We start from the raw sequence: 21,752 nt of genomic DNA on the forward strand, positions 1-21,752 counted from the left end.
GCTGCTGTTCGGTCCGGTTCCCGGGTCTCACCAGGTCAGGGCGTCGTCCATCGACTGCTGCCAGTAGGTGGTGTTGAGCGAGTCGTCGACGTAGGTGCCCTTCGCGGGCAGCGGCGGGTGGGCGGCGGCGCCGACATTCCCGCTGCCGGACCGGCCTTGGAAGTAGACGGTCAGGGACTTCACGGTGTGGCCGTTCGAGCCGCTGCCGTCGGCGGCGGACAGGTTGACGGAGGCGTAGCCGGACTCGCCCGGGTTGAGCGTGACCACGGCCTGCGGGTGGGAGTCCTCGATGACCGGCGGTACGGCCTGGGCGTCGCCGAAGCGCAGCGCCGGGTAGCCGTAGAGGTAGCACGTACGGCTGCCGGTGTTGGTGACCGTGAGCAGCATGTGGTTGACCGGACGGTTCAGCGGGGCGGCCACGACCTTGGTGGTGGATCCCTCGCAGGTGACCGGTGTGGTGGGGGCGGCCGGAGCCTTGGTGCGGCCGGTGCCGGTGTTGGCCGCCGGCTTGGAGCCGGCGGGTGCCGCGGGCTCGGCCCCGTGGGGCGCCCCGGGCCCCGCGGACGCCCCGGACCTCGCGGGCTTCGCGGTGGAGGGCGACGAGGACGGGCCGTCGGCCGCGGTCCTGGCGGTGGGAACGCCCGTGGACGGGGCAGGCGACGCGGTCGTGGCGGCGCCCTCGTCCCGGGTGGCCGTTCCGTCGCCGCACGCGGTCAGGGAGAGCGCGGCGAGAACGACGGTCGCGGCGGCGCCTACGAGACGGGTACCGGAGTTTCGCATACTGGACATGTGCCCGTGCCTCTTTCGCAGTTCGGGTCGGTGTGGTGCTTGGATGACCGGAGCTTGTGGGGTGATCCGTCCCAACCGCCACGTACCACGGGCAGTTGGGGACGCTGGAACGCCGAAACCCACTCTGAACAGGGGGAACGCGGCGCCCCTGGAACGCGCGAACGGGACGCCGTGGGATGGAGGAGCAGGTGTCAGAGGTGACGGGGGCCCGGGAGACCGAGGAGTTCGCGGCGCTGCTGCGGGAACTCAAGGACCGCTCGGGACTGAGCTACGGGGCACTGGCGAAGCGGCTGCACATGAGTACGTCGACGCTGCACCGGTACTGCCATGGCGCCGCGGTCCCGACCGAGTACGCACCGGTGGAGCGCCTCGCGCGGGTGTGCCGGGCGACGCCGCAGGAACTCATGGGACTGCACCGGCAGTGGGTGCTCGCGGACGCGGCACGCAGGATCAGGGCGGACCAGGCGACGGCGGCGCGGGCGGGGGCGGGCGCGGGCGCGCGGGCGGTCGACCCGGGGGGCACCGTCGCGGAACCGGCCGCGCCGGGGGATGCGCGTGCGGGGGGCGCTTCGGACGGGGCCGGGGCGGGGGTCGGATCGGCGGATGCGGCACCGGTTGGCGCCGGGCCGGTGGGGGCCGGGCCGGTGGACGCCGGATCGATGGCCGCGGGATCGGCGGACGCGGCACCTACCGCGGCACCCTCGGCGGCACCCTCCGCTCGCGGCGCGAACGGCCCGGCGGACGAACCGGTCGTCGCCCATCTGACACCGGGCCCCGCCTCACCACGCCGGCGCCGCACCGCACTGGTCGCCTCCGCCGCGGTGGCCGCCCTGGTGGTGGCCGCCGTACTGGTCGCGCATCCGCCCTGGGACGGTGGCGGACCGGACGCGAGCGACGCGCGGGCAGCCGGTACCGCCGCGAGCAGCGGGACGACCGGCGCCAGGAAGCCGTCCGCCACGCCGTCCCCTGGCGGCCAGAGCCGTACCCCGTCCGTATCGGCACCCGCCACCCCGTCCCGTACGAGCGGAACCGGCACCCCGCAGGGCAGCCCCAGCCCCGGGCGGAGCGCGGCAGCCGGGCCCGCCGGCGGCAGCGGCACCGGCGCCGTCCCCCTCACCGTCGCCACCCGCCCGTACGTCTACGACAACCCGTGCAGCCAGCACTTCCTCGTCGACAGCGCACCCGCACAGGTCGGCCCGCCCGCGAACGAGCCGGACGCGCCACGCTGGGCCGCCGCGTACGGCGCGGTCTCCTCGGGCGAACAGCGGGTCGCCCTCACCGTCCAGGGCACCGGCGCGGACACCGTCGTCCTGGAGGCGCTGCACGTGAGCGTCACCTCCCGGGGCGCACCGCTGGCCTGGAACGACTACTCGATGGGCGTCGGCTGCGGCGGCGGCGTCGACAGCAAGTCCTTCGACGTCGACCTGGACGACGGCAGCCCCGCGGTCACCGTCAAGAACGGCCAGCGCGACTTCCCGTACAAGGTCAGCGAGTCCGACCCGGAGGTCTTCTACGTCACCGCCCACACCAAGGCGCACGACGTCCGCTGGGACCTCACCCTCGACTGGTCCAGCGGCACCCGCCACGGCACGGTCCGCGTCGACAACGACGGCACCCCCTTCCGCACCAGCGCCGACGCCGCCCGCCCCGGCTACGACTACCCGCTGGGCGGCAGCGACTGGATCCCCCGCGAACCCTGACCACCCCGGGCCGCCGGTACGTCCACCCCCGCGAGGCCGGCCGCACTATCGTCATGAGCATGAAGGTACGGCGCAACGTCCGCGCGGTTCTGCTCGACGACGATCACCTGGTGTTCCTGCGCCGGGCCTGGCCGGGCGGGCCGTCGTACTACACGACCGTCGGCGGTGGCGTAGAACCCGAGGACGCGGACCTCGAAGCGGCCTTGCGCCGCGAGGTCATGGAGGAACTCGGCGCCACGATCGGCCCTGTCACCGAGTTCCTGACGGTGACGGAACCAGGTGAGCGGATCACCGTCGTACAGCACTACTTCCGAGCCGACATACGGGAATGGGACGTGCGTCGCCGTAGCGGCCCCGAGCTGAACAACCCCGACATAGGTGACTTCTCGCCGGTTCGTGTCGCACTGGACGCGTCCGCTGTGGCAGCACTTGAGCTTCAACCGCTCGAACTCGCCGACTACGTACGGGCTCACGTCCCGTCGTGGAGAACCTGACAGGTCATTGAGCTTGAGCCTGATGGGCAGGCGGTGGTGGCGGTGGTGGCGGTGGCGAGCCTAGGCCGGCGGTGGCGCGCAGCTCTGGGGGAGCGTGACCGTACCGGGCTTGTGCTCGAACGTGTCCATCACGAGCCACTCGTCCAGCTCGGGGTCGTAGAGGTTCTGGATGCCGAACTGCAGCACCTGCCAGAAGGTGCTCCGGTCGTTCTGGTCGACGTAGATGTCGCCCAGTGCCAGCGGGAACCGCAGGAATTTCCCCGGCGGCAGTTTCGGCAGGACGGCGCCGACCCTCCAGTGGTTCACGTACCGGTTCGGGTTCTGCTGGAGGATCTCCCGCCCGACGAACCGCGCGCCCTGGAGTGCCTGGTTCAACTGGTCGAGGTCGAAGCCCGGGATCTGTGAGCACGGATGTTCGGTCAGGCCCGGCCACTTGTAGGTCAGCGTGTAGAGGGTGCCGTGGTAGATCAGGTTCGTGAACCAGATCGGGTACTGCGGACCGCCCGCGATCATCTGACTGTCGCCGTCCCGCCCGTTCCAGGTGAACGGGACGGTGACGCCCAGGTCCCGGACGACCCACGTGCCCTTCCCGTGGAAGTCCCGGGGGAGGCGGGGAGGGAGCGGGGCCGGCGTGCTGGGCGGCGTCGCCGCGGCGGTCGCGGCGGTCGCGACGGGCCGCGCGCCTCCGGTCCGCGTTCCCGCGTAGGCCGCAGGCAGCACCGTCGAGACGAGGGCGATCGCTCCGGCGAGCGCCGCGGACGCCGTCGCCCGGCGTGTGAGTGTCCAGCCCATGGTCTCCCTCGATGGTTGCGTCAGGCGCCGTCGTGGCGCGAGGTTCGAACGCGGGGTGCCGCCAGGTCGCCGTCTCCAGGCGCAAAGACGCACCAAGTGGGATATTCCCTATCAGACGCCGGGAGGGTTGCCGCTCAGGCGGGCCGCAGGCCCCGGCGCGGCCCCGCCTTCTTTCCCCTGGGCGGCGGGGCGGACGGCGGGGCCGGCCCGTGAGGGGTCGCCGCGACGCCCGTCGTCAGGGGGGCCCGGCCAGGCCGCCGTGACGACGACTCATGGCGCCGACGCCGCGCCGGACCGCCGACGCCGCGCCGGACCGCCGACGCCGCGCCGGACCGCCGACGCCGTGACCGACTCCGGACGCCGGGACGGACCGCCGGACCGCCGACGCCGTAACCAACTTCCGACGCAGTGACGGACCGCCGGACAGCCGGCCCGGCGGATTCACCGTCGGCGACACGGCCCCGCCCGGCGCGGGGCGGGCTTCACTCCTCGCGCCCGGTACCGCGATCGGGTGCGCTCATGTCCCCCGTCCCGGGCGTGCCGTCGGCGAGCCCGTAGCGCAGGTACACGGTGCCCTTCGGACCGGCCACCGGGGGTTCGAGGAGTCTGACGTTGGTGGGCACCGCACCGCCGTCGAACACCTTCTTCCCGACGCCGAGCACGATCGGGTGCACCCAGAGGTCGAGACGGTCGAAGAGCTTCTCGCGCAGGAGGGTCTGGACGAAGTTCAGGCTTCCGACGACCTTCACGTGCTCGTGCCGGTCCCGGAGCTCGCGCACCGCGCCGGCCAGATCCGGGCCGAGCTGCGTGGACCCGGCCCACGAAAGGTCGGGCTTGGCGCGGGAAGCCACGTACTTCGGGACGCTGTTGAAGAGCGCGGCGATCTCCTTGTCCTCGCCGCCCTCCTGGTACGGCCAGTAGGCGGCGAAGATGTCATACGTACGCCGGCCGAGCAGGAGGGCGTCCGTACCCTCGTACGCGGCACCGACCTGCGCCCCGGCGACCTCGTCCAGCAGAGGCGCCTGCCAGCCGCCGAACGGAAACCCCACCGGATCCTCGTCGGGCCCGCCGGGCGACTGCCCGACAAGGTCGAGGGTGGCGAACAGCTCGATGTGGATGAGGCCCATGGTCTTGCTCCCGATGAGTCGATTGCGCCGGTCGACAGGTAGACCGCCCCCCGCCACCAGACTCATCGCTCCGCCCGCACCCGGCTTCGTATCGGTCGACCTTCTCACCCGGCGCGAGGCGCATTGGGCGGCTGCGTCGATCCCCCTTTGACCGAACCTCGGGGTCGGTGGACCCCGAGGTTCGTGTCGGCTGTTCCCCGGAAGACGGGAATCGGCTGAAGAGACTCATCGGCGAGATGCCGTGGACGCGCGGGCGACTCGATGCGGCTGGTCAGTCCGCGGCGACGACGGTCGTCCAGTCGAGTCCGCCGTGCGCGCCGACCGCGGGCGCGAAGCCGCCGCCGGGAAGACCGGCGAAGAACTTCAGGACGCCGTGGCGGTTGGCGGCGTAGAGGTCGGCGATGCCGTCGCCGTTGGCGTCGCCCGTGCTGAGAATGCGCGGATAGCGGGCGGCGGTGAATCCCTCGCCTGCCGTCGTCCAGTCGGCGGGAGCGGCGAGCGTGCCGTCGGTGTTGCCCGCGGCCAGCGTGAGCTTGCCGGAAACGTCGTCACGGATGAGGACGTCGGGTATGCCGTCGCCGGTCACGTCACCGGGGGTGATCACCGTGCTGTGGTCGAGTCCGGTGGCCAGGACGGTGGAGGTCATCCCGCCGAAGTCGTATGCCCAGTGCAGTAGTTCGCCGTTCTCCACGCTGAGGATGTCCTGGAAACGGGTGAGAGTGCCGAGGCTGCCGGACGTGCCGTGCAGGATCTGTGTGGCCGCCGTCCAACTCGTGCCGTCGGCGCGGTCCCAGGGGCCTGTCGACTCCCCGCGGGTGCCGAAGTCGCCGAGACCGTTGTTCGGAACCCCTGTGACATAACCGGTGCCGCCGATCCGGAGCAGATCCTGGTAGCCGTCCTGGTCGAGGTCACCGTCACGGAGCACACTGCCCTGATCCCAGCCGTCTCCCGTGTCCGCGTACGTCACCGCCTTTTTCAGCGTGCCGTCGCCCTTGCCGTACAGCACGTACAACTTGCCGTCGGTACTGGTGGCCAGCAGATCGGCTTTCCCGTCACCATTGAGATCTCCGGCCTTGTCCGGTGCAACGGCCGAGGCAACATAGAAGGAGTACTGGACGGCCCCTGAGAGATTGCCCGCCCGGTCCACGGTCCGGACGTTGAGGAGGTTGCTTCCCCACCGGGTCGGTGTCAGTTTCACCTTCGCGCTGCCGTCGGGCGCGACCGGCACCGAGGCGTTGCCGGCGACTGCGAGGTCACGGTCGAGCGCGTACTCGAAGCGGACGGTGTCATCGGACCCCGCCCCGGAGACCCTGAAGGTGAACGTGCCCGTCGTGCGGACCGGTGGTGCCGGCGTCGTGGAGCCGAGCGGCGGGAACACCTTGGACGTGACGACCGGGACGGCGGGCGACGTGAGATCGACGATGAAATGGCAGTCGCCGGACCATTCCGAAGCCGTCCCCGCTTGATCCACGTCACGGGCGCGCCAGGTGTACGTGACCCCGTCCGCGAAGTCTGCTGACGGCAGCAGCAGTTGCCTGGCGCTACCGCCGTAACCGGAGGCGGTGTAGTCGTACGGCGCGGACCCGTCACCCGGCTCGACGAGGAACTCGGTGTCGTACCAGACTGACCGGCTCCCGTTCGACGTTGCCGAGAAGGTGATCCCTCCGGGGCCGGTTCGCCCGATGTACCCGTAGGGTCCGTCCGCTCCGCAACCGTCGCTGCTCGCCCCGCTCACCGGCGCGGGACTGGTGCTGAGTCCGCTCGGCGCCGGTGTGGGGCCGTCGGCCGCCTCGGCCGCGGCCGGGACGGCCGCGAACCCGGTGCCGAGGAGCAGGGTGACCGCCGCGCCGACGGCCACCCGCCTGAATCTGTGCATACCTGACCGTGTCGCTGCCATCCGTCCCCCCAGGTAACCGGCGCGTGTGCGAATCGCGTCGGTGTCCGACCGGTGATCGTCGGTGACGACCCCGCTGATCAATGTATGCCGGGGGTCTGACAACGCCAATGGAATTACGGCCGCTCGGCCGGGGCGCTGAGACGTCCCCCCGGGGCTCCTCGCCGGACGACCTCCACTCACGGTCACGGTCACGTTGCCGGGGCCGAACCCTGACGCCGGCCCCGCACCATCGATGCCGAACCCGAACCTCGGCCGCGAACTCCCCGCCCGCGGGTTCGATCTGTAGGGAGGCGGCCCACGGGTGGGTTTCCCACGTGCCCCTGCTGTCACGACCGAGGGGTGGAACAATGGCCGTTCGTAACGGACTCACGGGGGTGTCGGGGGATGGGCCGTCCGACGGATTGGCATGTGCTGGATCTGGACCGGGATCCGGTGCCGGGTGATCCGTACGAGGTGCGGGAACTCGCGCGGAAGCTGGGGGACTTCGCCGACGACGTAGGCACCGCGCTGCGGTCGGTACGGGGTCTTGACGGTGACTCGGTGATCCAGGAGTGGGCGGGCCTGTCGGGGGATGCCTACCGGGAGCAGTTCGGGGACCTCCCCGGTGAACTCGACAAGCTGGAACGCTCCTACCGCCTCGCGTCGGGTGCCCTGGACGACTACTGGCCGCAGTTGCAGACCGCCCAGGGGGACGCCGACCGCGCCCTCGCCCAGGGCCGCACCGCGCGGGCGGATCTGGATGCGGCGAAGTCCCAGCTGTCCACGGCTGACGCGTGGGTGAGGCGGGCGCAGGACACGTCCAGGGAGTATCAGGCCGATCCGAAGCCGGGGGTGCCCCCGCCGTCGGAGGCCGATGTCCGGGCGGCGGCCCGTAACGCCACCGATGCCGATACCGCTCACGCCACGGCGAGTTCGGCTGTCCGTGACGCGCAGGCCCGGCTGGACGCGGCGAAGGAGTTGGCCGCGCAGGCGGCGGGTGTCCGGGACCGGGCCGCGGATGCCGCGCAGCATGCGCTGCACGAGGCCTCCGACGCGGGGATCAGGAACAAGCACTGGTGGGAGAAGGCCGTCGATTTCGTCGCCGGTCACTGGGACGACATCGTCGCTGCCTGCAAGGTCATCGTCGCGGTCCTTGGCATCGTGGTCCTGATCATCGGTGGCCCGTTGGCGTGGCTGGTGCTGGCGGCAGCGGTCATCGTGCTGGCGGATACGGTGATGAAGTACCTGCAGGGCAAGGCGAGTCTGTGGGACGTGCTGTTCGCGGCGCTGGACTGCATCCCGATGTTCAAGGGCCTGACCACCGCCGGCGGCCTGCTGAAGATGGCCCGCGAACTGCCCGCACTGCTGAAATCCGGCAAGGCGCTGGAGAACATCGCCAACAGCATCCGCAAAGGCGGAGCCGCTGTGCGGGACATGCGCGAAACCGCCGTCCGCATGTTCAGACGCTTCAGGTGCGGCGACCCGATCGATGTCGCGACCGGCGAAATGGTCATGTCCGCCGTGGACATGCAGTTGCCCGGAGTGCTTCCGCTGGTCCTGGAGCGGCACCATGTGTCGTCCTACCGGGCCGGCCGGTGGTTCGGCCCGTCGTGGGCTTCCGGTCTCGATCAGCGTCTCGTCCTGGACGACGAGGGAGCGCAATACACGTCCGAGGACGGAATGGTCCTCTACTACCCGATTCCGCACCCGGATTGGGGTGTCTTTCCGGCCGAGGGGCCCCGCTGGCCACTTCGCTGGGACGGCGTTCCCGGCGGAGAGATGCGTATCACTCGCCCGGGCTCCGGCGAGACCCTCCGCTTCCGGGCACTGCCGGGCGGCTCCCCGGCGGAACTCGCGCTCACGTCCGTCGCCGACCGCAATGGGAACACCATTGAATTCCTCCACACCGCGGAAGGAGTCCCCCACGAGATCCGGCACAGCTGCGGCTACCGCATCGGCGTAACGACGCGAGACCGGCGAATAACCGAACTCAGGCTGCTGAGCCACGCAGATCAGCCGGTTGTGCTCCGCTACGGATATGACGATCGCGGCGACCTCACGGAGATCATCGACTCCTCCGGCCTGCCCTTCCGTCTGAGCTACGACGACCAGCATCGCGTCACCGCATGGGAGGACCGGGGCGGCACGCGGTACCGGTATCAGTACGACGCCGAAGGCCGTTGTGTTCACACGGCGGGCTCGGACGGCGCCCTCGCCTACGACTACACCTACGACAGCGCGCATCGCACCACACGTGTCACCGATTCGCTCGGTCACACCACGGCGTACGAGTTCAACGAACTGGGCCAGCTTGTCCGTACGACCGATCCACTCGGCCACGCCACAGTCCGTGCATGGGACCGGCAGGACAATCTCCTGTCCCGTACCGACGCGCTGGGCCGCACCACTCGCTACACCCATGACGGCGCCGGACGCCTGACACGCTTCACCCGACCCGACGGCGCTGTCACCACGGTCGAGTACACCCCGCTCGGGCTGCCGGAAACGGTTACCCTGCCGGACGGCGCCAGGTGGCGGCACGCGTACGACGAGCGCGGCAACGTGATCCGTACGGTCGATCCGCTGGGTGCCGTCACCAGTCGTGACTACGACGAGCGCGGTCGGCTCATCCGCATCACCGACGCCTTGGGGGGCGTTCGTGAGACGACGCCGAACGGCGCGGGGCTGCCCACGGCCACGGCTGACGTCGACGGTGCTGTGACCAGGTACACCTACGATGCGTTCGGCCGGATCACCGGAATCGTCGACGCCCTGGGCGGAGAATCGAAGCTCTCCTGGACGCCGGAAGGAAAACTGCGCAGCCGGACGCGTCCGGACGGGACGACGGAGGAGTGGATTCACGACGCCGACGGCAATCTCGTCCGGCACACCGATCCCGGGGGGCGCGTGACCCGCTTCGAGGTCGGGTCCTTCGACTGCCTGGTGGCAAAAGTTCTCGCCGACGGCACGACCCTGCGTTTCACCTATGACACCGAACTGCGACTGACCTCGGTGACGAACTCCACCGGCCGGCGCTGGACTTACGACTACGATCCGCGCGGCGTGCTCCGCGGTGAAACGGACTTCAACGGCCGCACGATCCGATACCACCACGACGCCGCGGGCCAGCTCGTGGAGCGGATCAACGGCGCCGGCGAGGCGACGCGTTACGTCAGAGACGCCGCGGGCCGCGCCGTCGAGTGGCACGGCGGCGGCAGGGTCACCTTCATGGAGTACGACCCGGCCGACCGTCTCACTCGTGCCCTCAACGCGGACACTGAACTCCTCCTCGAACACGACTCACTTGGGCGGGCCATCCGGCAGACCGTCAACGGCCGCACGCTGACCAGTACGTACGACCTGCTCGGTCGCCGGACCGAGCGCCGCACCCCGAGCGGTTCTGTGAGCACTTGGGAGTGGGGTGCGGGTATGCGCCCCGCGGCACTGCGTACCTCGGGGCGGCACATGACGTTCGCGTACGACGCGTGCGGCGCGGAGACCGAACGCGTCCTCGACGGCGGGCTGGTGGGGATCCGGCAGGAGTGGGACGGCAATCGTCGGCTCGTCTCCAGGACCGTCAGCCGTGGTGGACCGGTGGACGGGCCGGCGACGCTCCTCCGGCAGCGCACTTACGCGTACCGGGAGGACGACCATGTCATAGGGATGACGGACGAGGGCGGCGGACGCGGCTTCACCCTCGACACCGCAGGCCGGGTTACGGCAGTGTCGGCCGAGGGCTGGACCGAGCGGTACGCGTACGACTCGCAGGGCAACGTCGTGCTCGGCCAGTGGGACACCGGTTCCGGTGACGGGATGAGCGGCGCCGGAGAAGCGTCGCCGGCAATGGGCGAGCGTGCGTACGACGGTACGCTGATCCGGCGCGCGGGCCGGACCACGTACACCCACGATGAGCAGGGAAGAGTGGTCCGCCGCGTCCGCAGGACGCTCTCGGGGTTCACGACCGCCTGGCAGTTCCTTTGGAACGCCGAAGACCGGCTCGTCGAAGCACGCACGCCCGACGGTGTCCGCTGGAGCTATCTCTACGACCCCTTGGGACGCCGCACGGCGAAGCTCGAGATCGGCGGAGACGGCACGGTCGTCAACAGGACGGACTTCGTCTGGGACGGCATGCAACTGGCCGAGCAGATCGTTTCCGTCGGGGACGGCGACGACCCTGTCACCGTCACGACCTGGGACACTCTGCCCGGCAGCCGCCAACCGGTCAGTCAGACCGAGCGCGTTCTGAACGCCGCTTCGCCGCAGAGCGACATCGACACATGCTTCTACGCGATCGTCACTGATCTGATCGGCTCACCGACCGAGCTGATCGACCCGGACGGCGATGTGGTCTGGCAGTCCCGCAGCACGCTCTACGGCACCCGGCCGCACGACACCGCTGACGGCGTCCAGTGCCCGTTGCGCTTTCCCGGCCAGTACTTCGACGCCGAGACAGGCCTCCACTACAACGTCTTCCGTTACTACGACCCGGAGGTGGGCGGTTACTTCAGCCCCGATCCACTCGGGCTGGATCCGGGGCCCAACCATCACGCGTACGTACCGAACCCCCTGTCGTGGTGCGATCCCCTGGGTCTGAAGTGTCTCGAGTTCTTCTCCGTCCAGGGACTCGACGACGCGGCCCGCCTCCGCGGCACCGGTGAGCCCTGGCCGCTGGAAATGCACCGCGCACACTTCGGTCCAGGCGTCTATTCATGGGGATCGCGTGCCGAGGCCGAGAAGTACCTGGCGCTCAAACTCCGGAGATCCGAGAACGCCGACCTCGAACTCATGCGGTTTACCATCCATGAGAAGGACTTCGCCAAGCTCAAGAAGGTCGACATATCCCAGATGACCGACGACGAGGCACAGGCGTTCCTCGACCGCTACAGCCTGATGTCCGACACGGGAAGGACGGATCACGGGCTGGAGTACATCACCCGTCCGACCGGCATGGGCCCCGAGCACTTCTTCGACAAGTCCGTCTTCGGACTGCTCACCTTCGACTAGTGAGCAGCAGCGACCCGCACATGTGATCAGCCAGGAGTTCCGTTGAGTCCAAACCCCTTCGTCTACCGCAAGATCCTCGGCCCCTGGGCGTTGTACGTCGAACTCTCCGCCGCGGTGGAAACTCTCCCGAGCCCGCCCGACGGAGCACGACGGGTCACCGATCACGTGTGGTTGCGTGTCCTCGACCCAGCGGCCACCGAAGAGGACGTCACGCAACTGGAGTTCGGCATCCGGCAGGTGGCGCCGCAGATCGAGGCCGCACGTCAGGGCCGGTTCGTCGTCATCGAGGTCAGCACCCTCGACTACATGCCGACCGATTATCAGCCGGAGGCGGCAGCGGCGGCCGTCGCACAATGGAGTGCCCGCGAATTCGGCTTTCCCCCTCCGACCATCACGACGACCTTCGACCGCGAGACCGGCTACACCCTTACCTGGCCGTAGCCCTGCCGAAGTGCTCAGCACAGGGACAAGCCCCTGGACCGGCGCAGCAGGATCAATGAGGGCAGAGCGGGTCACATGGGGCGCGGCTCATCAAAAATGCGTCTGGCTATTCGATAATTCCTCCGCGAACTGCTGACGACTGCGGGCGCGAGGCGATATTGCGTCTCGATTTCCTCACCGCAACTGATTGGGTCTGGACAACAAAGCCCCGGGGCGTTGACCCGGGGCTCAACAATGGAGCGGGTGCCGGGGCCCGTGCTGTTCAGCGGCACGTTCGATACCGAAGTGCTTGCTGAGCCGGTGTCGTTAGTGCCGGTGGTCGACGAGCCGTACCGCTGTGTGTGGTGGGCGAGCGGTGCGATGGGCACGCTTTACCGGTCGTGCAGGACAGTGGGCCGGGTGACGGGGACGACGGTGAGGAGGCCGTCGAGGCCCTTGTAGGCGTCGGGGTTGGTGGTGAAGAGGGGAAGTCCTTCGGCGATGGCGATGGCGGCGATCATGAGGTCGGCGACGCGGCGCCGGGGTTCGCGTCCGGCGCCGATCACGGCGGCGCAGACCCTGCCGTAGGTGCGGGCGGCTTCGGTGCCGAAGGGGATGGGGTCGAACTCGTTCTCGGCGCGTTGCAGGCCCTGGGCGTACTCAGCGGGCATAGGGGTCGTCCGCCTCCTGTTCGGCGGTGGCGTCCTGGTCGGCCCGGAATGCTTCAAGGGAGATGTCCGCGGCGGTGCGGGACATGGCGGCGAACTCTGCGCGCGGGACGAACCGCCGCCGGCGCCGCAGCGGGATCAACTCCCCGATCTGATGCCCGTCGCGCGTGACGGTGAAGGACTGCCCGCCCTGGACGGCGTCCATGATCTCTCTGGAACGGTTGCGCAGATCGCGCCGGGTGATCTCAGGCTGCGCTGACATCCTCCACGGCAGTACCTGGTAGCACTGCGTGCTCCGCCGCGCCTGCGGGGATCTGCCCACCGACCCCCTGGCGGAACAACATCTGCTCCCCGTACCGGCCCGGGACGAGCCCTGCTCCCACTGGTTACTGGTCGAAGTGGGTAGTAACCACCGCCTCGGGAACCAACAGGCTGACCGCCGAGGCGGCCGGTTCGGGCCACGGGCAAGCCGTGTACGGGCGGGGGTCACCACAGTGTCGGGTCCTCTTCTGGTCGGGGTGCTCCTGGTAGGCCAGGTGGTACCGCGACCGCGATGAGTTGGTCCCAGGTCGTGTAGCGGCGCGCCATGGAGATGAGGAGTTGGGCGGCGGCGTAGGCGTCATAGGTGGCGCGGTGGCGGCCCGACGCGGGGGCTCCGCTCAGGTCGGGGTCCAGGTGGGCGATGAGGGCGTCGAGGCTGTAGCCGGGCAGGCCGGGGTGGGTGGCCCTCGCCAGTCGCAGGGTGTCCAGGACGCCCGCGGGCTGCCAGCCAGGCAGGTGTGCGGAAAGGACACGGTAGTCGGTGTGGGCGTTGTGCGCGCAGATCCACGCCGTGCCGAGCAGCCCGCGGACCGCTCCGGAGACATGCGCCCACGGGTGCTCGGCGGCGAGCCGGTCGTTGGTCAGGCCGTGTACCCGGGCGGCGCGCGGGGTGACGGGCCGCGGTGGCCGGATCAGCCACGCCCCGGCGTTGGCCGTGTCCGGTCGGCCGTCGCAGATGGGAAGCGCCGCGACCTCCACCAGATCCGGCGGCCCGGCGCCGTTGCCCTCGACATCGACGGCGAACAGGTCGGGCCAGGTGCCGAAGTCCATGGCGGTCGTCGAGTTCATGGTGTGGCGGTTCCGTTCTCCGCTTGTGCCGGCCATCCGATGGGGGCGCGGCCGTGCCGGCGGTAGAGGCGGGGCTTGCTCCGGTCGTGGCACTGGAAGCCGTAGCCGTGCCGGAGGAAGTGGCGCTGCGGTTCGTCCAGGCCCTCGACGATGATGGCGCGTTCGTCGATCTCGACCGGGCTGGTCCCGCCGAGGGCGCGCGCGTCGGGTCGGCACGCTCGGGGGTGTGGAAGTGGTCCAGGCTCCGCTGTTCGGCCTGCGCCGACATGACTTTGGGGCGCGGGTAGGCCGTCGCGGCGGTGTCCGTGGCGGCTCGGACAAGCGACTCGTAAATCCAGCGGGGCTGCAGTCGGACCTCAGTCAGGACCAGAGCAACCCCGCTACCCGGGTCCTCGTGGTTCGCTAAGAGGCAGTATGTGACCGTGTTGGACACCGAAGGAGAGTGCCGGGGTGTCTCTGCTCGCGCCCGATCCCGCTTCGTTCCCGGTGGAGCCTCCCGGCGATCTGGACAATGCCGGCGTCATCGCGGCTCACGACTGGGCTGCTTTCGACGTGCTGGAGGAGATGATCGACCACTGGTCGCGCCCGGGCTGGTCGGACGGTGCCAGTGCGTTCTACTGGCTGCTCGTCTTCCGCGGTGTTCGCGCGCTCGATGAATTCGCGCTTCGCTGCCAAGGGGCGTTGTCTTCGCTGGGCTTCGATCCGGTGCCTGTGGAGTGGCTTCACACGACGCTGCTGCGCGTTGGTTCCCCCCGCTCCGTCGGCGTCGAGCAGTTGCGTCGGCTGATTGGGGCGACGGGGGCCGCGCTGCCCGGGGCCTTCGCCCTGCGTGCCGTTCCGCTGGCGGGGTCGCGGGGAGCGGTTCGGCTGACGCTCACCCCGTGGGAACCGTTGGTCTGCCTGCATGCGGCCCTGGTTGCGGCGAGCGCTGCCGTCGGTTTGCCCGTGAAGAAGCCGACCGCCCGCTTCCGTCCGCACCTCAGCCTTGCGTACAACAACCGCAGGCGGGATGCCGCTCCGGTCATCGAGACCGTGACGTCGTTGCGTTCCCTGCCGCCTGTCGAGCTGACTGCCGCCGATGTCCAGCTGGTAGAGCTGCGCAGGTGCGGCGCCGAGTACCGGTGGGACGTCCTGCAGAGCTTTCCGCTGACGATGTCGGACCTCACCGGCCGTCGCGGCACGGGGCCGTGACAGTCAGGACCAGCGTCTTCGGTCCGAGGGCGGGACAAAGCGGCTGGGACCTAAATGCGGCAGGGGCGGGTGGACGGTGGCCAGCACCGAAAAGCGCTCCTTCAGGAGGTCCAGATGGGGTCGTCGGGTGCGGGTTTGCCGGTGAGGCGAGGCAGGCGCGGCCCCGCGAGTGCCCGAGAAGCTCGCTTCCAGCCAACGTTTTCGCCGAGCGAGGCGCCAAGCGAACCCCTACAGGGCAGACCGGTAGAAAACCTTGCCCTTCCTGGGCTCCGCGCCGAGGGCTTCGTAGAAGGCGAGGGCCGCCGGGTTGTCGGTGTCGGCGGTCCACTCGATGCGGGAGCACCCGGCATCGGCGGCAGCCTTGAGCAGTTCGGTCATGAGGGCGCGGGCGACGCCTCCGCGGCGGGCGGACTCGCGGACGTAGAGCTCCTTCAGGTAGAGGGAGGTGTCGGCGCCGGCGGCCGGCCAGAGGAAGGAGTACGAGGCGAGACCGAGAATCTCGTCACCGTCGCGGGCCAGGAGGACGGTGGCGGCCGGGTGGGGGGAGAAAAGGGCGCGGCGGATCTGGTCGGGGTCGCCGGGAACGGGGTCGCCGCCGTAGTACTGCTCGATCTCGGCAAGGAGGACGGACAGTTCGTTGGTGTCGGCCTCCGTTGCCGGGCTGACCTGCACGATGTCCGCCGTCCTCTCTCACGCCGACGGCAGCGCGAGGATCTCGCGCAGTGCCTTCATCTCCAGCACTCTTCGGGCCTATGGCACCTTATCGGCGACGTCGCGCGCGCGGTGGATGATCAAGGCGCTGCGGTGTTCTTCCGGGATTTCGACCACCGTGGACATGGCCTGGTCAGCGGCTGATGCCGGGTTGCCGGAGATGGCCGCGCACATCGCCTGGGCGAACGAAAAAGGCCCGGGCCATTGACCTGGGCCTTTTCCAGGGAGCGGATGACGGAATCGAACCCGCGCTCTGAGCTTGGGAATCACAGGGGTCTTCTCGGCGTTGATGCAGGTCAGCGGCGCGTACGGTCCTGAAGTGCTTTCTGGAGCCGTGCGGTTGGTGGCTGTGGTTGACCGCGCCGTACCGCCGTGCGTGGCGCGGAGGTGGTGCGGCTGCCGGGCCTTACCGGTCGTGGAGGATGGTGGGCCGGGTGACGGGGACGACGGTGGGGAGGCCGTCGAGGCCCATGTAGTCGTCGGGGTTGGTGGTGAAGAGGGGCAGCTCTTCGGCGATGGCGATGGCGGCGACACTGAGGTCGGCGACGGGGCGGCGGGGTTCGCGTCCGGTGCCGATCACGGCTGCGCAGACTCTGCCGTAGGTGCGGGCCAGTTCGGCCCGCCCTGGGCCACATACGGCTCCCGGGACCCGCGCTGCCCGAACGATAGCGAGCACCTGGAGCGCAGCGGCGCCATGGTGACCGGTCCTTGGGACCGTGACCCGTAGCCGAGTCCATTTCCATGTTGCCGTTCGAGCTGGCCGAGATCTCCCACCGTTCATCAATCCTTGGCTTGCCCCTTGGTCTGCCGGGTCGGCAAGGGCGGTCCCGTTCGCGCCGGAGCCCCGCAGCAGCCTGCTGCGGGGCTCCGGCGTCCGGGCGAAGAGGGGCTCGGGCTCTACGGGATCTGGTCGTGGAGGGCGGTCACCTGGTCCGCGTTGAGGGTGTAGTCCCAGGTCTGGAGGTCGCTGACGTCGCCCGGGAGGTGGTTGCTGGTGTCGGTGCCGTTGTACTGGGCGTCGCCGGCGGTGAAGGGGCCGGTGGCGTTCCAGGAGGTGGCGCCGGTGACGGTGGAGGCGAGGGTGCCGTTGACGAAGAGGCGGGCGGTGTGGGTGGTGGCGTTGTAGGTGCCGACGAGGTGGGTCCAGCCGGTGGTGGCGCCGGGGGCGGCGGCTGTCCAGAAGCCGGGGCTCGGGGTGTCGGCCTTGGCGAGGCTGAACGCCCAGCCGGGGGCGCCGGTGGCTGTGTAGTTGTACTGGAGGTAGAAGGGGCTGTTCTCGGTGCCGTCCTGGCCGGCGATCGTGGCGTTGGTGGTGGGCAGTGAGCTGAGCTTGACCCAGGCGGACACCGAGTAGCTGCCGGTGGTGTCCAGTACGGGCCCGCCGCTGGTGGCCTCCCCGGTGGTTCCGTCGAAGGCGAGCGTCTCGCCCCGGGTCGGGTCGGCGGTCCAGGTGGTGGTGCCGCTCAGGGTGAGCGGGTTCTGGCCGACGGTCGGATCGGTGACGGTGGAGGGCGTGTCGTTGGGCGCGGTGTCGTTGGCCACCGGGAAGCCGTCGCCGTCGTCGAAGTTCCAGGTGTCGTGCGGGGAGAGGATGGACGTGGTCTCGGCGGCGTAGCCGGCGTTGGTGAGGTTCACGTGGTCACCGGTGTCCGCGGCGGCCGAGATCTTCTCCTCGCTGTTGGCCGTGTCCGGAACGGCGAGTGCGGTGTCGAAGTCCGCGTAGTACACGGGCGCGGGCACGGTGTCCCAGGGCGTTCCCAGCGGCATGCTGCTCAGCCAGTCGTTGACGGAGGTGCGGTTGGTGTCGACGGTGGCGGTGCAGGGGTCGTTGGGTGTGGCGCCGTCCCCGGCGTATCCGTCGCAGGGCGTGAGCGAGGTGAGTGTGGTGGCGATCCCCCAGCCCTGGAGCTGCTGGACGAGGGCGGTGTAGCCGTTGGATTCGAGTTCGTCGCCGGTGTTGCCCTGCAGGAGGTCTTCGAGCCCCTCGGTGATGATGACGTTGCTGATGCCGGGCTGGTCGAGCAGGTCCCGGTCGATCCGGGACAGGACCGCGGGGCCGCCGACGGCGTTTCCGTTGTACGTCTGCGGGTTGTCGGTCATCAGGTCGTTGGACTCGATGCCCTCGGCGATGGTCCCGTACGGGTGCGGCGAGGTGGGCTCGGTCTCGGCCAGCGCGTCCGAGACGCGGCTGCCGCTGGTGACGGGGTGGGTGTTGGGCTGGAAGGCGTCGATGAGGCCGTCGCCGAGTACGGCCTGGGTCGGGGTGCCGGCCGAGGCCACGTCGAGGTTGGTGACCAGGTCGGTGTACCAGCCGTTCCACTGCTGCGCGAACGGGGTGCCGGTGGTGTCGGTGGTCTTGTCTCCCGCGCCGGCCGCGGTCAGGTACTCGTACGCGGTGTTGGCGAACGAGTGCTGGACGAGGTAGGGCACCGAGTTCGACAACTGGTAGGAAACCAGCAGGTACTGGTCGGCGGTGACGGTGAAGGGCAGCGGATCGCTGAAGACCGAGCCGCCCTCCGGGATGGCGACGGTCTGCGCGCCGCCGAACTTCAGCGAGGCCGGCGCCGATGCCGGTATCGGCGAGGGTGCGCCCGATCCCGAGTCGACGGCGATGGTGGCGTGGCCGATGGAGAGCTTGCTGGTGCCGAGCGCGTTGTCGAGCTTGACCCGTACGGTGCCGCCGGACAGCGACGGCTTGAGGGCGATGCGGAACGTCTGGTTGGAGAAGTTCGCGCCCTGGAAGTTGTACTGGCCCTCGTTGGGGTTGGCCCACGCGCCGGTCCAGGACTGGCCGCTCGGGGCGGCGGCGGTGGTGCCGTTCGACTCCGGGGTGCCCGCGGTGGTGTTGCGCGTGGCCATGCCGAAGATGTGCAGCGACTCGGTGTCGTAGCCGACGTGGTTGCCCACGTCCGGCAGGGTGACCGAGGCGATCGTCCTGGTCGGGTCGGTGGGGACGGAGAAGGCGAACAGGCCGTGCGGGCTGGCGTGGGTGCCGGTGGAGTCGTTGCGGTGCGGCAGGGAGACAGCGGCCAGCGAGCCGCCCACGTCCCACCAGTTGGGGACGGTCAGGTAGTAGACCCGCGAGGTGCCGTCGGTGTAGTTCACCGACCCCGCCGCGGCGCAGGGCCCTTGGGGGTCGGTGCCGGTGAAGCAGTAGGAGCCGGCAACGGTCTTGCCCTCCGGCACGTATGGAGCGGTCTCGTCGTCGGCGATGGCGCCCGGGGTGGCGAGGGATGCGTAGCTGGCGGTCGCGAGGATCTCCAGCGCGTTGCCCGAACCGCCGTAGGTCACCGTCTGGTTGGCGGCGAGCACGTTGTCCTTCTGTCCTGACCCGAAGGCGGGCAGGGTGAAGGTGGCGCCGTCGACGGTGACTTTGCCGCCGCTGGTCCAGCCGGCGTTCGCCAGGTCGGTTGCCGACAGGCTGTCGCCGCTGCCGTCCATGTCGGCCTGTGCGGTGTTGGTGTCGGAGCTGATGCCGGTGTTGTCGGCACATGCCGCCAGGCTGGCGCAGGTGGTGGCGGCGTCACCCGTGGCCAGGAACGGGTATCCGGTGGTGCCCGAGTCGTCACCGGCGGCGTCCACCGCGTAGACCCACAAGGTGTGCGGGCCGGGCGAGTAGGGGGTGACGGGGATCGTCGCCGCGTTCGCGCTGGCGGTCACCGTCTGGGCGGCCGGGGGGTTGCTGGTGGCCGGCGGGATGTCCACCGACCAGACGAACTTGGTGGCGCTGGTGCCGCCCGAGGTCGCGATGCTGAAGTGTCCGAGCGTGCCGGCCGGGGCGCCTGCGACGCCGTCCTGGTCGGTATTGGGATACAGATTGCCTTGCGAGGTGACCGTGGGCGCGTCCGGAGCGGTCGGTTCGGCGGTGAAGTGGCAGGTGGGGGACTGGGCGAAGGTGGTGGAGTCCTCGCCGTCGGTGACTTCGGCCTGCCAGTCGACGGTCTTGCCGTTGGTGAGCGAGCTGATGAAGCTCGCGGGCAACTGGTACTTGGCGTAGGTGTTGTTGCTGAGGTTGTCGTTGCTCAGGCCCGTCGCCCTGGTCGTCGTGCCGTCGACCCAGTACTGGAAGGTGGCGCGGAGCTTGTCACCGTCCTTGTCGGAGACCTTGGCCTGGAGGATCGGCGGGGTGCTGGCCAGCGTCTTGCCCATGTACGGGTAGGGCGCGGTGGTGTCGCAGGCCGCGTCGTCGGAGCCGGAGACGGCCGCCATGGTCGCGGCGGAGGGCACCGACGGCTTGGTGTTGTAGTCGATGTCCAGCGTGGGGTTGTGCGAGAAGCGGGAGAAGCCGATGTCGTTGTGGGAGGACTCCATGCTGTCCTCGCTGAGCGTGGCGGTGAAGCTGGAGGAGTGCGCCGAGGCGTCGGCCTTCAGCGGCGTGAGGACGTTGAAGCCCTTCGACACCACCGGGCTGGAGGGGCAGAGCTGGGGGTTGTAGGAGCGGCCGAAGTCCAAGGAGGTGGAGTAGCTGTTGAATTTGGGCCGGTTGCTCCAGTCGGTACCCGAGCCGATGCCGCCCGACCAGTGCAGGTTCACCGGGTAGGTGCCGGAGCAGGCGGCGGTGTAGATCTCGGACGCCTTCACCGTCGCGGTGTTGATGTGCGCGCCGTAGAGGACGGTCGGGAGCTTCCACTGGTAGATGGCGTGTTCGTCGCCGGTGTGGCAGTCGCCGTCCTGCCAGCCGTTGTAGCCGACGCCCAGGTTGCCGCTGTCCGCCAGGCCCGACGTGTCGCCGTAGAAGGACACGTTGGGGCAGCCCTGCTTGACCTCGTCGAAGGCGGGCGTTCCCCCGGTGGTCGAGTGCCAGTTGAACGTCGGGTCGATGAAGACCGGGAAGACCGTGGAGGCGGCGGTGAGCAGGCGCTTGTCCGGCGCGAGGGAAAGGACCGACGCGGACGTACGGGTGCCTACGCCGGCGACGTGGGCGGCGAGTCCCGGGTGGCCGGCGTCCGAGGGGTCGGCGGCGACTGAGCCCGAGCCGGTACCCGCGGCGCTCTTGGCGGCTGAACTCGTCGTGGTCAGCTTCTTGTTGGAGTCCCACATCAACGGGGTTGCGGCGGTGAGGAGTTCACGGCCCGCGCGGTCGGTGACCGCCAGTCCGTTGTCCGCCTCGTGCAGGGTCCCCCCGGTCACCTTCGTGGCCAGCCGCAGCTTGGCTAGGGCCGGATTCTCCGCTGCCGACGCGGACTTGACGACAAGGGTGTCGCTGAAGCCGCCGCTGTCCGTGGCGGCCACCACCAGGTCGACGGAGGGCAGTACGGAGGGGTACGTCGCGGTGGATCCGTCGATCCGGGGCTCCGGCAGCGCCTGCGGCCAGTCCAGGGTGACGGTGACCCCGTCGTAACGGCTGGTCACCAACGCGGTGTTGCCGCCCCCGGAGAAGGAGACCGAGCCGTAGGCGGTGGCCTTGGGGGACCAACTGCCGTCTCCGGACTGGCTCAAGGCCGTGTCGACCGGGACCCAGGCGCCCTTCTGCTCGGTGCGTACCGGCTCGGGGTTGGCGGAGAGCTGGAACCCGCCACCGGGAACCGCGGTCACCTGCTGTTCCGGTGTGGTGAGTGCGTCGACGACCGTGGGCGTGCCGGTCGTGGCGGTCTTCGCCGCGGCGGCCGACATGGCCTGCTGCTGCGCGCCGCTGGGACCGTAACCGTCCGGCAGCCGCGGGACGCTGGGGTCGGCCGGCGTGTCAGCGGTGACTGGCGCGGACTGACCGGAGCTGTAGTTGGCCAGGGTGCCGTCGGGCGGCTGCTGCGGTACGGCGAAGGCCGGTACGGCTATCGCCGCGGAGGTCAGCAGGGCGAGCGCGGCCACAACGGCCGTTCTGGGTCGCGTCATCCGCCCGGCGGTGTCCGTCCGGGCTGGTGTGTGGTGCG

The 21,752-nt window shown here is 69.9% G+C and carries 15 protein-coding genes and 2 pseudogenes; 7 read left to right on the forward strand and 10 right to left on the reverse strand.

Going from position 1 to position 21,752, the window contains the following annotated elements; all coding sequences use genetic code 11:
- Window positions 1-27: 27 nt before the first annotated feature.
- A complete protein-coding gene (locus OG552_RS19170; protein ID WP_329134527.1) occupies window positions 28-789 on the reverse strand; it encodes a DUF4232 domain-containing protein in 762 nt (253 codons plus the stop codon).
- A 176-nt stretch (window positions 790-965) separates the two neighbouring features.
- On the opposite strand from OG552_RS19170, the gene OG552_RS19175 reads away from it, so the two are divergent.
- Both OG552_RS19175 and OG552_RS19180 read left to right on the forward strand, forming a co-directional pair.
- A complete protein-coding gene (locus OG552_RS19175; protein ID WP_329134529.1) occupies window positions 966-2,489 on the forward strand; it encodes a transcriptional regulator in 1,524 nt (507 codons plus the stop codon).
- A 59-nt stretch (window positions 2,490-2,548) separates the two neighbouring features.
- The gene (locus tag OG552_RS19180) at window positions 2,549-2,983 is read left to right on the forward strand and encodes an NUDIX hydrolase (protein ID WP_329134531.1); all 435 of its coding nucleotides are present in this window, start codon (window positions 2,549-2,551) and stop codon (window positions 2,981-2,983) included.
- A 60-nt stretch (window positions 2,984-3,043) separates the two neighbouring features.
- Here OG552_RS19180 and OG552_RS19185 read toward each other — a convergent pair whose 3' ends face one another.
- The 3 genes from OG552_RS19185 to OG552_RS19195 all read right to left on the reverse strand — a co-directional run bounded on the left by OG552_RS19185 (window position 3,044) and on the right by OG552_RS19195 (window position 6,778).
- Window positions 3,044-3,775, reverse strand: coding sequence for a hypothetical protein (locus tag OG552_RS19185; protein ID WP_329134533.1), 732 nt, complete (start codon window positions 3,773-3,775; stop codon window positions 3,044-3,046).
- A gap of 482 nt (window positions 3,776-4,257) precedes the next feature.
- Complete coding sequence (locus tag OG552_RS19190; RefSeq protein WP_329134535.1) at window positions 4,258-4,902, reverse strand: dihydrofolate reductase family protein; 645 nt, start codon at window positions 4,900-4,902, stop codon at window positions 4,258-4,260.
- A gap of 271 nt (window positions 4,903-5,173) precedes the next feature.
- Window positions 5,174-6,778 (reverse strand): FG-GAP repeat domain-containing protein, encoded by a 1,605-nt coding sequence (locus tag OG552_RS19195; RefSeq protein ID WP_329134537.1) that lies wholly within the window; start codon window positions 6,776-6,778, stop codon window positions 5,174-5,176.
- A gap of 429 nt (window positions 6,779-7,207) precedes the next feature.
- Here OG552_RS19195 and OG552_RS19200 point away from each other — a divergent pair, with 429 nt between their 5' ends.
- Together OG552_RS19200 and OG552_RS19205 are read left to right on the forward strand one after the other, a co-directional pair.
- Window positions 7,208-11,782: an RHS repeat-associated core domain-containing protein gene (locus tag OG552_RS19200; RefSeq protein WP_329134539.1), complete on the forward strand. Its 4,575-nt coding sequence runs from the start codon at window positions 7,208-7,210 to the stop codon at window positions 11,780-11,782.
- 42 nt (window positions 11,783-11,824) lie between these two features.
- Window positions 11,825-12,223 carry a hypothetical protein gene (locus tag OG552_RS19205; RefSeq protein ID WP_329134541.1) on the forward strand — a complete coding sequence of 133 codons (399 nt, stop codon included), beginning with the start codon at window positions 11,825-11,827 and terminating at the stop codon, window positions 12,221-12,223.
- A 371-nt stretch (window positions 12,224-12,594) separates the two neighbouring features.
- Here the strand turns inward: OG552_RS19205 and OG552_RS19210 are convergent.
- From OG552_RS19210 to OG552_RS19220, 3 genes and pseudogenes are all read right to left on the reverse strand, one after another.
- Window positions 12,595-12,849, reverse strand: a pseudogene (locus tag OG552_RS19210) (VapC toxin family PIN domain ribonuclease); the annotation flags it as partial.
- 13 nt (window positions 12,850-12,862) lie between these two features.
- Window positions 12,863-13,132 carry a type II toxin-antitoxin system Phd/YefM family antitoxin gene (locus tag OG552_RS19215; protein WP_329134543.1) on the reverse strand — a complete coding sequence of 90 codons (270 nt, stop codon included), beginning with the start codon at window positions 13,130-13,132 and terminating at the stop codon, window positions 12,863-12,865.
- 224 nt (window positions 13,133-13,356) lie between these two features.
- A complete protein-coding gene (locus tag OG552_RS19220) occupies window positions 13,357-13,980 on the reverse strand; it encodes a 3'-5' exonuclease (RefSeq protein WP_329134546.1) in 624 nt (207 codons plus the stop codon).
- Between the two features lie 86 nt (window positions 13,981-14,066).
- On the opposite strand from OG552_RS19220, the gene OG552_RS19225 reads away from it, so the two are divergent.
- Both OG552_RS19225 and OG552_RS19230 read left to right on the forward strand, forming a co-directional pair.
- A complete protein-coding gene (locus OG552_RS19225; protein ID WP_329134548.1) occupies window positions 14,067-14,267 on the forward strand; it encodes a hypothetical protein in 201 nt (66 codons plus the stop codon).
- Window positions 14,268-14,430: 163 nt separating this feature from the next.
- On the forward strand, window positions 14,431-15,171 hold the full coding sequence (locus OG552_RS19230) for a 2'-5' RNA ligase family protein (RefSeq protein ID WP_329134551.1): 741 nt from the start codon (window positions 14,431-14,433) through the stop codon (window positions 15,169-15,171).
- A gap of 228 nt (window positions 15,172-15,399) precedes the next feature.
- Here OG552_RS19230 and OG552_RS19235 read toward each other — a convergent pair whose 3' ends face one another.
- Window positions 15,400-15,843 carry a GNAT family N-acetyltransferase gene (locus OG552_RS19235; RefSeq protein WP_329134552.1) on the reverse strand — a complete coding sequence of 148 codons (444 nt, stop codon included), beginning with the start codon at window positions 15,841-15,843 and terminating at the stop codon, window positions 15,400-15,402.
- A 1-nt stretch (window position 15,844) separates the two neighbouring features.
- On the opposite strand from OG552_RS19235, the gene OG552_RS19240 reads away from it, so the two are divergent.
- A complete protein-coding gene (locus tag OG552_RS19240; protein ID WP_329134553.1) occupies window positions 15,845-16,090 on the forward strand; it encodes a hypothetical protein in 246 nt (81 codons plus the stop codon).
- Between the two features lie 198 nt (window positions 16,091-16,288).
- Here OG552_RS19240 and OG552_RS19245 read toward each other — a convergent pair.
- Together OG552_RS19245 and OG552_RS19250 are read right to left on the reverse strand one after the other, a co-directional pair.
- Window positions 16,289-16,510, reverse strand: a pseudogene (locus OG552_RS19245) (VapC toxin family PIN domain ribonuclease); the annotation flags it as partial.
- Between the two features lie 269 nt (window positions 16,511-16,779).
- A complete protein-coding gene (locus OG552_RS19250) occupies window positions 16,780-21,714 on the reverse strand; it encodes a LamG-like jellyroll fold domain-containing protein (protein WP_329134556.1) in 4,935 nt (1,644 codons plus the stop codon).
- Window positions 21,715-21,752: the final 38 nt, after the last annotated feature.

This window comes from Streptomyces sp. NBC_01476, assembly GCF_036227265.1.
Lineage (GTDB): Bacteria > Actinomycetota > Actinomycetes > Streptomycetales > Streptomycetaceae > Actinacidiphila.

What these genes read in the sequence shown, in the direction of transcription:
- OG552_RS19180 (WP_329134531.1), top strand. Translation starts at nt 2,549, where the DNA reads ATGAAGGTACGGCGCAACGTCCGCGCGGTTCTGCTCGACGACGATCAC.
- OG552_RS19185 (WP_329134533.1), bottom strand. Translation starts at nt 3,775, where the DNA reads ATGGGCTGGACACTCACACGCCGGGCGACGGCGTCCGCGGCGCTCGCC.
- OG552_RS19215 (WP_329134543.1), bottom strand. Translation starts at nt 13,132, where the DNA reads ATGTCAGCGCAGCCTGAGATCACCCGGCGCGATCTGCGCAACCGTTCC.
- OG552_RS19190 (WP_329134535.1), bottom strand. Translation starts at nt 4,902, where the DNA reads ATGGGCCTCATCCACATCGAGCTGTTCGCCACCCTCGACCTTGTCGGG.
- OG552_RS19240 (WP_329134553.1), top strand. Translation starts at nt 15,845, where the DNA reads ATGTCCGCCGTCCTCTCTCACGCCGACGGCAGCGCGAGGATCTCGCGC.
- OG552_RS19175 (WP_329134529.1), top strand. Translation starts at nt 966, where the DNA reads ATGGAGGAGCAGGTGTCAGAGGTGACGGGGGCCCGGGAGACCGAGGAG.
- OG552_RS19250 (WP_329134556.1), bottom strand. Translation starts at nt 21,714, where the DNA reads ATGACGCGACCCAGAACGGCCGTTGTGGCCGCGCTCGCCCTGCTGACC.
- OG552_RS19220 (WP_329134546.1), bottom strand. Translation starts at nt 13,980, where the DNA reads ATGAACTCGACGACCGCCATGGACTTCGGCACCTGGCCCGACCTGTTC.
- OG552_RS19170 (WP_329134527.1), bottom strand. Translation starts at nt 789, where the DNA reads ATGTCCAGTATGCGAAACTCCGGTACCCGTCTCGTAGGCGCCGCCGCG.
- OG552_RS19195 (WP_329134537.1), bottom strand. Translation starts at nt 6,778, where the DNA reads ATGCACAGATTCAGGCGGGTGGCCGTCGGCGCGGCGGTCACCCTGCTC.